The 14659-nt window shown below is 37.2% G+C and carries 14 protein-coding genes; 4 read left to right on the top strand and 10 right to left on the bottom strand.

Annotation, left to right across the window (positions count from 1 at the left end):
- Positions 1-91: 91 nt before the first annotated feature.
- The 5 genes from DK866_RS02495 to DK866_RS02475 all read right to left on the bottom strand — a co-directional run bounded on the left by DK866_RS02495 (position 92) and on the right by DK866_RS02475 (position 4707).
- Positions 92-937, bottom strand: a complete 846-nt coding sequence (locus DK866_RS02495; RefSeq protein ID WP_109407603.1) for a siderophore-interacting protein — start codon at positions 935-937, stop codon at positions 92-94.
- A 387-nt stretch (positions 938-1324) separates the two neighbouring features.
- Positions 1325-1708: a DUF805 domain-containing protein gene (locus DK866_RS02490; protein WP_088495407.1), complete on the bottom strand. Its 384-nt coding sequence runs from the start codon at positions 1706-1708 to the stop codon at positions 1325-1327.
- Between the two features lie 525 nt (positions 1709-2233).
- Positions 2234-2395 (bottom strand): DUF2474 domain-containing protein, encoded by a 162-nt coding sequence (locus tag DK866_RS02485; RefSeq protein WP_072068259.1) that lies wholly within the window; start codon positions 2393-2395, stop codon positions 2234-2236.
- Positions 2376-3383 (bottom strand): cytochrome d ubiquinol oxidase subunit II, encoded by a 1008-nt coding sequence (cydB, locus tag DK866_RS02480; RefSeq protein WP_109407602.1) that lies wholly within the window; start codon positions 3381-3383, stop codon positions 2376-2378. The genes DK866_RS02485 and cydB overlap by 20 nt, the downstream gene beginning before the upstream one ends.
- Positions 3373-4707, bottom strand: coding sequence for a cytochrome ubiquinol oxidase subunit I (locus DK866_RS02475; protein WP_109407601.1), 1335 nt, complete (start codon positions 4705-4707; stop codon positions 3373-3375). Before DK866_RS02475 ends, cydB begins: the two co-directional genes overlap by 11 nt.
- A gap of 130 nt (positions 4708-4837) precedes the next feature.
- Between DK866_RS02475 and DK866_RS02470 the strand changes: the two genes are divergently transcribed.
- On the top strand, positions 4838-6253 hold the full coding sequence (locus DK866_RS02470) for a PLP-dependent aminotransferase family protein (RefSeq protein WP_109407600.1): 1416 nt from the start codon (positions 4838-4840) through the stop codon (positions 6251-6253).
- 115 nt (positions 6254-6368) lie between these two features.
- A complete protein-coding gene (locus DK866_RS02465) occupies positions 6369-6938 on the top strand; it encodes a HutD/Ves family protein (RefSeq protein ID WP_109407599.1) in 570 nt (189 codons plus the stop codon).
- A gap of 57 nt (positions 6939-6995) precedes the next feature.
- Here DK866_RS02465 and DK866_RS02460 read toward each other — a convergent pair whose 3' ends face one another.
- Complete coding sequence (locus DK866_RS02460; protein ID WP_109407598.1) at positions 6996-7607, bottom strand: LysE family translocator; 612 nt, start codon at positions 7605-7607, stop codon at positions 6996-6998.
- Between the two features lie 161 nt (positions 7608-7768).
- Between DK866_RS02460 and DK866_RS02455 the strand changes: the two genes are divergently transcribed.
- Positions 7769-8233 (top strand): Lrp/AsnC family transcriptional regulator, encoded by a 465-nt coding sequence (locus tag DK866_RS02455; RefSeq protein ID WP_036936508.1) that lies wholly within the window; start codon positions 7769-7771, stop codon positions 8231-8233.
- A 506-nt stretch (positions 8234-8739) separates the two neighbouring features.
- On the opposite strand, the gene bla is transcribed toward DK866_RS02455, so the two are convergent.
- Entirely contained in the window at positions 8740-9636 is an 897-nt protein-coding gene (gene bla / locus DK866_RS02450; protein WP_109407597.1) for a class A beta-lactamase, read from the bottom strand.
- A gap of 170 nt (positions 9637-9806) precedes the next feature.
- Between bla and DK866_RS02445 the strand changes: the two genes are divergently transcribed.
- Entirely contained in the window at positions 9807-10685 is an 879-nt protein-coding gene (locus DK866_RS02445; protein ID WP_109407866.1) for a LysR family transcriptional regulator, read from the top strand.
- Between the two features lie 68 nt (positions 10686-10753).
- Here DK866_RS02445 and lhgO read toward each other — a convergent pair whose 3' ends face one another.
- From lhgO to DK866_RS02430, 3 genes are read right to left on the bottom strand one after another with little or no spacing between them, the layout of a single operon-like run.
- Positions 10754-11956 (bottom strand): L-2-hydroxyglutarate oxidase, encoded by a 1203-nt coding sequence (lhgO, locus tag DK866_RS02440; RefSeq protein ID WP_109407596.1) that lies wholly within the window; start codon positions 11954-11956, stop codon positions 10754-10756.
- Positions 11957-11971: 15 nt separating this feature from the next.
- The gene (locus DK866_RS02435) at positions 11972-12685 is read right to left on the bottom strand and encodes a FadR/GntR family transcriptional regulator (protein WP_109407595.1); all 714 of its coding nucleotides are present in this window, start codon (positions 12683-12685) and stop codon (positions 11972-11974) included.
- Positions 12686-14653 (bottom strand): TRAP transporter permease, encoded by a 1968-nt coding sequence (locus DK866_RS02430; protein ID WP_109407594.1) that lies wholly within the window; start codon positions 14651-14653, stop codon positions 12686-12688. It lies immediately after the preceding gene.
- Positions 14654-14659 lie beyond the last annotated feature (6 nt).

Here is a 14659-nt window from a genome sequence, read left to right as displayed (position 1 = left end):
AGAAATTTTTTATAAAATAAAAAAGGCTGCATATTATTGAGGGAGTTAATATGCAGCCTGTACAGCCAACGTTTAATCTTTAATTTATTGCTTAGCTTACGTCTTCATTATCCATAACATGGTGACGTTCAGCGTGATAACCTTCTTCGTCATAACCAAAACGCCAATAAGGAATGGCATAAATTAAGCTACGATCGTAACCGTTATCACGACGAATATGACGTCTTAATGCACGAATAATTTTGTCTTCACCTGCAATCCAAAATGCCACATCTTCAGCAGGTAATTCCCATGACATAAATTCATTAATTAAGTTTTCAGTTTGTTCTTCAACTGAGCCAATCAGCCATATTATTTCTAATCCATTAGGACGTTTAATTTCTTGACGATGGGTTTCGTCTTCTACTCGGATAACGACTTTTCCTTGAACATTAGGCTGCATGGTTTCAATTAAAGCCATTAAAGCAGGTAATGAACTTGGATCGGCTGCCATATAGTAATGTGACGCAGGGGCTAAAAGGGGATCAGGGCCACCTGGATTAGTGATCCCAATGTAGTCGCCTTGCTTAGCATTTAGTGCAAAATGAATAGCTGGGCCAACATCGTCATGAACAGCAAATTCAATGTCTAACTCTTTTTGCTCTGGGCGAATAGCACGAACACTATAAGTTCGTACAATCGATCTTGGTTCGCCTTCAGGCCATTTAGGGCCTTTTTCAGAAAAACCCGGTACTGTAGGCTTCACTTGACCTTCTAATGGTAAAAATATTTTTAGATGTGCGCCCGCTGTATCAGCAGGGTAAGTATCTAAATCATCACTAGTAAAGGTAATACAGCGCATTCCTGGCGTGACATCAGTAATACGTTTTACTTGAACTAGGCGAGGCGGCGCTGGTTTATAAATGTTTTTTTCTTGAGGTGTTTTTTGGTTACTCACGTTTTTTTACCTGACTCATTTAATTGTTTTTTCGATGTAGATATTATCATTTTCAATTAATAATGATAGTCATTATCAACATTAACTTTGATTTAGTAAAGTGAGGTGTATGTTTTACTTATCATTGTGTGATTAGGCTCAAATTACGATAAAGAAAAAAACTTAAAAATCAATGTAATAAGCTTGTGGTAATAATTCAGAGGCATTAATTAGAGAAATTAGAAGAAAATAAAAACACTAAAATACAATGTGGTAGGCGGGGGCTGGTATTATTTGAAGAAAGAAATAGTTTTAGATAGTTGAAATAAAGGCAGAAAAATCAATTAATACAGTGAGTAAACTTAAAATAGTATACTCACTGTATTTTTATATGACGCCAGTAATAGATTAAGCTTTAGGATCTGGGCCAAATCTGTTGTCGCCTTTAGTTCCTTCTAGGCACATAAAGACAAAAACAATTAATCCACCAACAGCAGGAATAAATGCAAGTAAGAACATCCAACCTGATTTATCTTGGTCGTGGAAACGACGAATAGTTACAGCAAGGCTAGGTACGATAATAGCTAAAGAATAAATACCGATAATAATACCTACAATCGAACCTAATGAACTCGTTTCACCAGTGTTCATGTCTATTGATGACATTAAAATAGCATATAGAACAGTAATGATAATGGTATTTACCAGAGTAAACATCCAATATTCTTTTCTGCGAGCACGACCTGAAAAGTTAGCGTAATTATTTTTAATGACTTCCAAATACCAATTCATGACTTCATCCTTAATTTAGTAGCAACAATACGTAAGCCTAGTTTAGGTGATCTTTCTTAGCAATTAAGATAATTCTAAATTATCAAAATATATTTTTTAAAAAGACATTATGGTCATTCCCTCTATTTCATAGGGATATAAGCTTAATTTTTAAGTTAATCAAATAGGTAATATCTAAATGATGCTCAATATACGTCTTTATAAACTAATACAGGTGTGGAGTGCTAAGCGGCGGGTATCATAATTACTTTAGAAATTGAATTCAACAAGTACTCTATTTTATTTCTAGTGAAGATGGCTTTTTATAGGATTTTTTATATCTTTATTTATCGTTATAACAGAATAAAAAAGATTTTATCCCTTACTATTAATCAAAAATGATGTATTTATAGTTATTTTATCAATGCGTTTGATTTAATTTTAGTTAATTATGGAAAATAAGAAAGGGCTAAAATAATATCAGCCCTTTGTGTTTATTTTACCGTTTGCGGGACTATGTTTTATATTGCTGTGTGTGTTTTGCCTTTACTTCACTTTCATTCCCGCAAGTGTCATTAAGAATCGAAAAAGAGAAGAAACCGCAAATAAAGCTAAAACACTACAAAACCAAATTGTAATTAGCCAGCCCCATTTTTTTAATAATGAGGGTTTGCTTTGTATTTGTGGATCAGTGATAGCCTTCTTCATAATTGGTTTTTCCTCTGAAAACGTAATAACTCCAGAATGTGTAAACGAGAATAATTGGAATAATAAAGAGCGCACCAACTAACATAAATCCTTGGCTTTCTGGTGGTGCAGAAGCTGCTACAAAACTCACGGCAGGCGGAATAATGTTAGGCCAAATACTGATGCCTAATCCAGCAAAACCTAAGAAAATTAAAGCCAATGCTCCAAAGAAAGGAAGATAATGCCCTTGTTTTTTTATCGAACGCAAAATCAGCCATGAGCTGTATAACACTAAAAGTGGAACGGGTAAAAAGAAGAACAAGTTAGGTAACGTGAACCAGCGTTCAGCAATGGCAGGTTGTGCTAGTGGTGTCCATGCACTAACAACAGCGATCACAGCAAGCATTACCAGTGTCAGTGGTTTAGCAACTTTATATAAATTTTGCTGTAAATGGCCTTCGGTTTTCATAATTAGCCAGCCACATCCTAATAAGGAGTAGGCGATAACTAAACCAAAACCACAAAAGAGTGCAAAAGGTGACAGCCAATCAAAATAGCTACCTGCAAATGTACGATTAACAACAGGTAGACCTTGAACAACGCTACCAACGACAACGCCTTGCATAAAGGTTGCTAGTATTGATCCGAAAATAAAGGATTTGTCCCAAAAGCTTTTGTGACTGTTATCTGCTTTAAAACGAAATTCAAAGGCAACACCACGGAAAATCAGCGCGACAAGCATTAAAGTTAAAGGCATTGCTAATGCATCAAGAATAACAGCATAAGCAAGCGGAAATGCACCAAATAATGCAGCTCCTCCCAAGACTAACCATGTCTCGTTACCATCCCATACTGGGGCTACGGTATTCATCATTAAGTCACGATCTTGGTCGCTTTTAATAAATGGATAGAGCATACCGATACCGAGATCGAAGCCATCCATTACAATATACATTAATGTACTAAATACGATAATGATGAACCAAATAACGGGTAAATCAATTCCCATGATGAACCTCCGAAGTACCTTTACGGATCAGTCTTAACATATAGGCATATCCAACACCGAACACAGAGCCATAAACAACAAAGAAGATCAGCAGGCTTATACTCATATGCATTTCACCATGAGCAGAGACGGCGTCTCGTGTTCTCTGTATGCCATAAACAACCCAAGGCTGACGACCTACTTCTGTTGTAAACCAACCTGCAAGAATAGCGATAAGACCTGATGGCGCCATTAAAAACGTTAAACGTAAGAAGGTCTTAGATTCATAAAGTCTCTTTTTATATCGCAGCCAAGTTCCCCAAACACCCACTAAAATCATTAACATCCCTAGGCCAACCATAATGCGGAAAGACCAGAAAACGATAAGTGAATTAGGTCGGTCTTCTTTAGGGAATTCTTTTAATGCCGGAACTTGTTTTTCTAAGCTGTGAGTTAAGATCATGCTGCCAAGATAAGGGATTTCTATCTTATATTTCGTTTCTTCAGCATTCATATCAGGCATACCAAAAAGAATTAACGGTGTTGCTTCACCCGGTTTATTTTCCCAATGGCCTTCAATAGCAGCAATTTTTGCAGGTTGATGTTTTAAGGTATTTAAACCATGGACATCACCAATGAGTGCTTGAATTGGTGCTAAAATTAAAATCATCCACAAAGACATTGAAAGCATCTTTTTCATTGCTGATGTTTTATTGCCTTTAAGGAGATGCCACGCTGCAGAAGCTGCAATAAAGAAAGCAGAAGCAAGGAATGCGGCAACGCCCATATGAGCGAGACGATAAGGGAAAGAGGGGTTAAAAATAACCGCAATCCAATCTACGGGTACAACTTGGTTATTAATGATTTCGAATCCTTGTGGTGTCTGCATCCAGCTATTTGATGCCAAGATCCAAAACGTTGACATCAATGTGCCTAATGCCACCATACAGGTTGCGAAAAAGTGAAGTTTTTCACCCACTTTATTCCAACCAAATAGCATTACCCCCAAAAACCCCGCTTCTAGGAAGAAAGCGGTAAGCACTTCATAAGTCAGCAAAGGGCCTGTAATTGAGCCGGCAAAGTCAGAAAAAAAGCTCCAGTTGGTTCCAAATTGATAGGCCATAACCAAACCAGAGACAACACCCATAGCAAAGTTAACAGCGAATATTTTTGACCAGAAATGAAATAACGCTAAATAATCCTTATTGCGAGTTTTTAACCATAAACCTTCCAATACAGCTAAAAAACTAGCCAGTCCGATAGTAATCGCGGGGAAGATAATATGAAAAGAAACTGTGAACGCAAATTGGATACGCGCCAAATCGAAGGCACTTAACCCAAGCATAAAAACCTCGTTTTATTGATATGTAAATTGCAGGTAAATCGTGTGGATTAGTAGACCATATGACAGTAAGCTATAATAGTGACAATAAGTTTAAAAATGACTATAACAGTTTTGAGGTGAACAGTTTTATATGACTCGATATGAACAGCTTGCAGCGCAAATACGCCAGCAGATTGAAGATAATATCTGGCAATCTGGCGACCGTTTACCTTCATTGCGGGATACGGTAAAACAATCAGGTTTAAGTTTAATGACTGTTTTACAATCGTATCAGTTATTAGAAAGCCAAGGATGGATAACCGCGCGACCACAATCAGGTTATTACGTTGCACATCGTAATACACGCTTTGGTCAAGTGACAGCCAGTAAAGGACTACACATGAGTGAAAATGTTGAGATTAGCACCTCCATTTTTAATGTGCTCCAAGCATGTAAAGATCCTGAGATTATTCCTTTTGGTTCAGCATTTCCCGATCCTAGTTTATTTATCCAACCTAAACTCAGCAGTGCATTAGCATCGGCAGCAAGGCATTTAGCACCTCAAAGTTCAGTAATTAATTTACCACCAGGAAATGAAAAGTTACGCCGTAACATTGCACAACGCTATGCATTGCAAGGCATTCACGTCTCTCCAGATGACATTGTTATTACTGCGGGTGCAATGGAATCATTGAGCTTTAGTTTACAGGCTGTAACCGAACCAGGTGATTGGGTTGTGATTGAATCACCCGCATTTTATGGCGCGTTACAAGCTATTGAACGTTTACGTTTAAAAGCCATTGCGATTCGAACAGATCCTGTAACAGGAATTTGTTTAGATGAACTCGAAAAAGTAGTGGATCAATACGATATAAAAGCGTGTTGGTTGATGAGTCATTGCCAAAACCCATTAGGTGGAACAATGCCTGATGAAAATAAAATAAGGCTGGTGGAGATATTAGCGAAAAAACAGATAACGTTAATTGAAGATGATGTCTATGGAGAACTCTATAACAGTCAAAAGGCACCAATGCCAGTAAAAGGCTTTGATAAAACGAATAGTGTATTACATTGTGCTTCTTTTTCTAAATGTTTGGCTCCAGGCTTTCGCGTAGGTTGGGTTGCCGCAGGAAAACACGCAACAAAAATACAACAGCTACAAATGATGAGTACAGTTTCTGCGAGTATGCCGACACAGCAAGCCATTGCGGACTACCTATCTCAAGGAGGCTATGATACGCATCTTCGTCGATTAAGATTATTATTAGAACAAAGGCGTTATCGCATGTTACAAGCCATACAGTCACATTTACCTGAAGATGTAAAAGTGAATATTCCAACAGGAGGATATTTTCTCTGGCTAGAATTTGAATCAACATTTGATGCAAATAAACTTTATCATTTTGCATTGGAAAGAGGGGTCAGTATTGCACCGGGTTCTATGTTTTCCACCAGCTCTCAATTTAACCATGCCTTTCGTTTAAATTCTTCTTTTCAATGGAATAGCAGGACAGAAAAAGGAATGGAAATTATCGGTGAAGGATGTAGAAAATTACGACGTAAATAGCGGACGTTAGCGCACATTTTTAAAAGTTATATATTGATTTATGGACGGTAATCTCCAATGATTAATTCTTAACCTCATTATCAGACTGACTAGCCAGATATTGCAGGAGGATACAATGAAGCTACGTTGTTTTGATCAACAAGAGTTACCGTTTATTCCATGGAGTAATCAAAAAGGCACAACCCAAGAAATCGTGTGTTGGCCAGTGAATAATGATTTTTCATGGCGAGCGTGTTTAACATCTATCGAAGATAATGGCTCATTAGGGCAGTTTCCTGATATTGAACGGCAAATGGTGCTATTAGAAGGCAATGGACTTAATTTAAATAGCTCTGGGTTCCTGAGTCACTCTGTCACTGATCCTTATCAACCTTTTGATTTTTCAGGTGATATTCATGTTAAATCGGAGCTGATTAAAGGGGGCGTAAAATGTTTAAATATTATGGTACGCAGAACATGCTGGAAAGCAGAAACCACATTAGTAACGCAACCACTAATATTACCAAGTTCTCACGCGGGACTTATTTATATAACGCAAGGTGAATGGACTTTAACTGGCGCTACTTGTCAGCATTTATCAAAAGGGCAAGGTGCATGGTGGTTACCTGATATTCGAGAAGGCGAAATAAGGCCGTTAACCGCAAATTGCCAATTATTATGGGCAGATATTCGACCACTAAAATAAAGGTATTTTTTGTGGTCAAATACTGACTGAAATAATAAATGATGCTTAGGATTATGGCTAATTAAAAGCCAGATTAACGGCGGCAAAAGTGAGTAATCCACCGGCAATACCATCGTTATAACGACGACGTTTATCACTTAAACCGCCTTTTAAGCCGATATAAGCAAAGAAGCTACCAAGAAGACCATAAATAATTAAGCAAGTCGTGATAAATATCCCAGATAATAGCAATGATTGTGTTGCGACATCATTATGATTATCAATAAAGTTTGGTAAAATAGCGAGATAAACTAATAAGCCTTTAGGATTAAGAAAACTGGTTAAAAAACCTTTACGAAATAGAGATGAAGTTTTAGTGGCATTAAGGACTAACTTTCCTTTTTTGCAGGCTGATATCAACATTTTAATAGCAAGATAACTGATATAGGCAACACCGACCCATTTGAGTAAGTGAAATATAATGGGGGATGTAGATACTAAGGCGGCAAGCCCTAAAGCACTCAATAACGCATGGGTTAAATAACCGGATATCACACCTAAATTCGCAATCCATGCTGATTTCATTCCCCCTGATAATCCTTGGGATGAGATAAAAAGAATATCAGGCCCAGGTGTACAGATAAGCGGTAGAACAGTCAGTGCGAATAATAATAAAGTGTTAAATTCCATCTTTTCACCTGATAGAGATAGATTAAGAGAAACATCGTTTTTGCTGTGAAATTTAGCGGAAAGATTATATGATGTTTTCGAAAAAATCGGGTTGCTTTGTTGCTAACAAAAAGAATTAATTGGCAATAAAATTCCACAAATAGAATTAAGGTTAATCTTTGATGTCAATAAAATTAGATAAGATAGATAAACATATTTTGCAGGTGCTTCAACGTGATGGCAAAATCCAAAATATTGAGCTAGCAAAAGAAGTTGGACTCTCACCGTCACCTTGTCTTCGCCGAGTGCGTTTACTTGAAGAGTCGGGAGTGATCACGCGTTATGTTGCTGTATTAGATGGTAGTATGGTTGATGCAGGTTTATCTTTATTTGCAAGGATCTGGTTTAGAGCACAGGATGCCGAAACCATAGAAGAATTTGTAAAGGCCATTAAGGTGTTACCTGAAGTGGTTGAGTGCCATTTAATGGCCGGCGAGTGTGATGCGTTAATTCGGATAGTGACTAAAGATTTAGCAACATATCGTCGTTTTCATGCCGATTATTTAACACAAATTCCAAGCATCCAAAGTATAAAAACAGAAGTACCAATGGAAACGGTAAAAGTGAGTTTTGCTTTACCACTTTAATTTTCTAAATATTTAGAATTATTTGATTTTTAATTATCACAGACATATTTAATAGAGAAAGCCTCAAGTTAAAATCTTAACAGAGGCTTTTTTATTGGCATAAGCTAAACTATCCAGCTTTTAATAAACCGATATATCTCTGGTGTATAAAATAACATACAGAAAAATAATAAGGCACCAATAAAATAGAGATAAAACGACCAAGTACATAAAGAGACAATAATTAGCATTAATATGGTAAGAATAACGATACAAAGTCTGATCTGAGTGAGAGTGATTTGACCCGCGCACGATAATAATTCACCAATTAATTCAAAAGATCGGCCATTTTCCTTCCTTAAAATAAATCCATTTAATTGAAGTCAGTATATTGTGCTTGTTTATTATAATCTAATTGTTTATCTGTAAGTTATTTATATTATTTTTTTATGTGCTTGTAGTAATAGAGCCAACAAATAGCTCTATTACTATATTTGATTTCTTGTTTAGATTATCAATAAAGAAACTTATTTTGTTTGAGATAAATTGGAAAACTCTTTTGTTACAATTTCAGTTGCTTTAACAATAACATCTTTACGGTATTTCGCATTCTGTTCTTGTTGTGTGAAATAGACGACTAAAATTAATGGTGCATGGTTTTCAGGCCAAATAACGGCTATATCATTAGTTGTGCCATAATCACCACTACCGGTTTTATCTCCAACAATCCAATGCTTTGGTAAACCCGCTTTAATACTGTGATCGCCTGTTGTATTACCTTTTAACCAAGTAACAAGTTGTTGGCGTTGAGATTGACCTAATGCGTCACCTAATGTTAATGCTTGAAGGCTTTTAGCCATCGCAATTGGAGAGGTGGTATCACGAGGATCACCATGAATGGCTGTATTTAATTCAGGCTCTTTGCGATCTAGGCGATAAGTTACATCATTAATTGAACGTGCAAATTGAGTAACACTGGAAGGTCCTCCTAAATAATCTAGGATTTTATTCATTGCCGTATTATCGCTATATTGCAAGGTAGCCGCACTTAATTGAGCCAATGTCATTCCGGTTGCTAAATGTTTTTCTGTAATTGGGCTATATGGGACTAAATCGGCTTTTTTGATGGTTATATAGTTATTAAGCAATCCTGCTTGTTTTTCACTCTCTTTTAAAACGGCGGCTACAGCCATAACTTTGCTGGTACTAGCCATGGCAAAGCGCTCATCACCACGATAAGTTATTTGTGAGTTATCTTTAGTATTAATTAACGCAACGCCTAAACGGCCTTGGCTATTTTTTTCAAGTATCGCTAATTGTTCTTCAATAGTGCTATTTGTTTTAGCCCATAGCATTGGTGAAGCCAGTAGAGATATTAATGAAACTGCGATCACTGCAATTTGACGGTATGTTGTTTTAAACATAGAAATTGATGCTCATATTAATTTAATAAAGAAAGTTCAATATAAATAGATGGTTATCGACAAGAGGTAACGCTATTTATTTACTAGGTGCAATATCCTATTTAATTGATTTATTGACAATCGATAATAAATCGCCTTAGCCTATAGAAAATCTAATGGCTCATAATATTATGCGAACACATCTTCCTCTCAATGCACTACGCGCTTTTGAAGCATCCGCAAGACACCTTAATTTCACCAAAGCTGCATTAGAGCTCTATGTCACTCAAGGTGCGGTGAGTCAACAAGTGAGAATGCTAGAAGAACGTTTGGGTGTGATGCTGTTTAAGCGTTTACCCCGTGGTTTGGAGATAACAGATGATGCACAGATCTTATTTTCGGTATTAACAACCGCGTTTAGTGATATCGAACGAGTATTTAAACAGTTCGAACGAGGTGAATACCGTGACGTTGTTTCGATTGCCACTGTGGGAACATTTGCTGTTGGCTGGTTATTACCTAGATTGGCTGAATTTAAGCAACAATATCCAAGAATAGAAGTGAATTTAAGAACAAATAATAACGTAGTTAATTTGGCAACCGAAGGACTTGATTTTGCCATTCGATTTGGCGAAGGGGTATGGCCTTTAACTCATAATAAAGCCTTATTTTCTGCACCATTAACGGTCTTGTGCTCACCAACAACAGCAAAACGATTACATTATCCAACTGACTTGATAAATGAAAATTTATATCGTTCTTATCGAGAAGATGAATGGTCACAATGGTTTGAAAAAGCAGGTATGCTACCAATAAAAATAACAGGTTCTATTTTTGATTCTTCACGATTAATGGTAGAAAGCGCGATTTATGAAGGCGGAGTTGCATTAGCGCCTGCAAAGATGTTTTCAAGAGAAATAGAAAGTGGTCAACTAATACAACCTTTTAAAATAGAAGTTGAAATGGGCAAGTATTGGTTAACGTATTTAAAGTCAAAACCAATGACCGCATCAATGGAAATATTTCAGCAATGGTTAATGAATGAAGCGCTAAAAGAGTGTAGTAAGTGATATAAAATAAATAGCACTGATTAATGCCAGTGCTATTTATTATTTTTTACTCGTCGTATATTTTTTAATTACAAAGAAAAATGTTCTCTAACGATTTCTCTGCCTATTTCAATAGATGCTGTTGCTGCAGGTGATGGAGCATTACACACATGTAATGAACGTTTGCCTTTCACAAAATGGAAATCATCTACTAGTTTTCCTTCACGAGTTAATGCTTGAGCTCGAACTCCCGCAGGACCCGGATGAATATCTGCTTCACGTAAATCAGGAATTAATTTTTGTGCATTCGCAGTAAATAATTTGCGGGAATATGAACGACGAAGCTCTGCCATTCCTTCGCCTAAATAATTACCTGCAATTTTCCAAAAGCCCTTATAAGTGAGCACTTCAGCGAGATCTTTTAAGTTAATATCGCTTTTTTTATAACCTTCGCGTTTAAACGCTAATACCGCATTAGGCCCAACATCGCGATGTCCGTTATACATGCGCGTGAAGTGTACACCTAAGAATGGAAAATCAGGGTTAGGAACGGGATAAATTAGATGGTTGACTAAGTAGTTTTTATTAGCATTAAGCATAAAGTATTCACCACGGAATGGGACTATCTTCATACCCGTGTCATAACCTGCCATTTTAGCAATACGATCACTAAATAACCCTGCGCAATTAATCAACCATTTGCCTGTAAATCGTTCATTGGATGTCGTTACAGTGACACTATCATCGGCTTCATTAATTGCTGTAACCGCTTGTCCAAATGTAAATTCACCGCCACGAGATTGAATAATTTCCACGTGTTTTGCTGCAATTTCAGAGTAATTCACAATACCTGCATCAGGAACTAATAAGGCAGCAATACCATTGACATAAGGCTCTCTAACTTTAAGCTCACTTTCAGTCATTTTGATAACTTCAAGCCCATTATCAATGCCACGTTGATAAATGTTTTCTAACGCATTTAGCTCTTTTTCATTGGTAGCGACAATCACTTTGCCACAACGATCGTAATAAAGATTATGTTGTTGGCAAAACGCATAAGTGGTGATATTCCCTTGTTTAGCCAGCCTTGCTTTAAGGCTCCCTGGAGTATAATAAATACCAGAGTGAACAACATTACTGTTATGTCCACTTTGATGAGCCGCAGGGCCAGATTCTTTATCAATCACTAGTAGTTTTAGTTCAGGTTGACTTTCTTGTAGCGCACTTGCAACCCCTAATCCGACTAATCCCGCACCAATAATAATCACGTCATACGTCATAATCTTATCCATTTTATAAATTTTAAATTAACAGGGTTCTTGTTGTAAGCGCTTTAATTTGCCACGTACATTAGTTAAGTGAAGGCGCATTTTATGGCTTGTTTCATCGTGATCTTGTTGGCGTATTGCTTCAACAATTGCTTCATGCTCTGCAATAACACGCTCTGTTTCTGTTTCTCGCCCTTTATTTTGACTTAATGAATACATTAAGACACCAAGATAAAGCTCATGCATATTATCTAAGATCCTGACAAAAAAAGGATTGTGTGCAGCAACCATAATAGAACGATGAAATTGATAGTCTTCTTCATGACCAATACTTTTATTTTGTCTTGTTGCTAAAACAAAGGCATCGTGGGCATTTTCGATAGCGCGTAATTCTTCTGGTGTTCGACGTAAAGCGGCAATAGCTGCCGCTTCATGTTCAATGACCTCACGCATCTCAAGCAGTGAATCAATCTCTTCAGGGCAAGCAATTTCCATGACTAATGGTTCATATTTACTGAGTATAGAATGGTCAATGACACGGCGACCGCCTCCTTGGCGTGAAGTCACAATGCCACTGGCTTCTAAAACACCTAATGCTTCTCTGATCGGGACTCGACTGACGCCAAAGGCATCAGCGAGTACATTTTCAGAAGGTAACTTTTCACCAATAGGGTATGTTCCGTTACTAATATTTTGCTTTATTTGCTCAAGAATTTGATGCGACGCTTTTTGGCGTGAGATCTTTTGTATCATCTAGTTTTCTCCAGATGCATGCTCCATATTAGCTAACTGTTTTTTAGACCGTAATAGATGGAATGCACCAGTTAATAGGATCAAGGCAACACCTAAAAGATCGGTATATAAGCCCGGTTTAATCATTAGAATTGCCGCTGCTGCAAATGCAATACGTTCAAACCACGTTGTTTTAATCATCCAAAAGTTTGCTGTTGCGATACTTAGTGCATAAATTCCGACTAATGCAGTAATAATCATTAATCCAATAGAAAGTACACCTAAATTATCACCTTGCATCAGTAAAGCAGGGTTATAGACTAAAATAAACGGAATAATAAAGCCGGGAAGGGCTAATCGAACTGCATCCCATGATGTTTGCATCGGATCTGCTCTTGCAATACTTGCGGCAGTATAACTGGCTAAGGCAACAGGAGGTGTAATATTGGATAGTGCCCCAAACCAGAATACAAAGAAATGAGCCGCTAAAGGCATAACACCAGCTTTAATTAAGATAGGTGACACTGTAACGGCAACGACAATATATAAAGCCGTTGAAGGTAACCCCATACTTAATACAATACACACTAGCATAACAACTAATAAGATCATCCATAGTGTATTATCCGTCATTGAGACGATATTAAAGGCTAATGTTGCCCCGATACCCGTCATTGTAACTACACAGATAATCACGCCAATAGCCGCACAAGCAACAGTTACTTGAACTGAACCGCGAGCCGCTTCGGCTAAGGCATCAGCCACTTTCGTTAAAGTCATACGAACAGTTTTGTCAGGTGTTATCCAACTTGCAACAATAATGGTTAGAATACCTAAGAAGCCAGCATAAATAGGTGTTTTACCTACTAATAAGGTTCCAATTACAATAACCAATGGTAATAATAGTAAGCCACGGGCTTTTAATACGGCTTTAACTTGTGGAATATTTTCTTTGCTTAGCCCTTTTAACCCTTGTTTCTTGGCTTCAATGTCAATGGCCATAATTAATGCGGCGTAATACAACAGTGCTGGAATAATGGCTGCAATAACAATGGTGGTATACGAAATTCCTAAAAAGCCTGCCATAATAAATGCAGCTGCACCCATAATCGGAGGCATGATCATACCACCCGTTGATGCGGTTGCTTCTACAGCTCCAGCAAAACGCGGAGTTAATCCAATACTTTTCATTAAAGGAATGGTGAAAGTACCCGTTGTTGCTACGTTAGCAACAGCACTTCCGCTTAAAGAGCCTGTTAATGCAGATGAAATAACCGCAACTTGGGCAGGCCCTCCACGACGACGACCTGCGATAGCCAGCGCTAAATCATTAAATAAAGCAGTAGCACCACTGACACTCAAGAATGAACCAAAGAGAATAAAGACCACAATAGCGGTGGAGGCCGTTGAAAGAGTAATACCAAAAATCCCTTCACTGGTCATAAATAAACGGTATAACAATCTTTCTACAGAAAATCCTGCATGACCGAAAATACCCATAAAATACTGACCAAATAAAGCATAGATAATGGCAAAAATTGCAAGCCCTGGAATGAAATAACCAGTAGTTCTTCTTGCTGCTTCAAACAGTACGATAATCCCTAATATAGCCATGACATAATCAGTAGTATTTGGAATACTTTTTCTTACTACATGAAGATCAACATAATTAAAGAAAAAATAGCCATAACTGATTAATGTTAAAGCAATAAAAAGATAATCCCATCCATTAAATTTAGGTGTGGAAAAACGCTTAGAGAATGGGAATAAAATAAAGCCTAAAATTAAAATACCACTAAGAAAAATAGTATTACGGTAAAACTCTTGAGTATTTGATAATGCGTTTGAGTAAATTGCATAAAGTGAAATTAATATTGCAAGAGTCGTGGTAATTTTCAGGTAAATGCCAGCAAGTTGGCGATTGCCAGAGCTTGCTTCTTTATCTAATGCAGGTGGCTCTACCGGAGTTAGGTGGTCATTATTAGTCATAACTCA

The organism is Proteus genomosp. 4 str. ATCC 51469 (genome assembly GCF_003144375.1).
Taxonomy (GTDB): domain Bacteria; phylum Pseudomonadota; class Gammaproteobacteria; order Enterobacterales; family Enterobacteriaceae; genus Proteus.
This window is presented reverse-complemented; position numbering and strand designations above follow the sequence as displayed.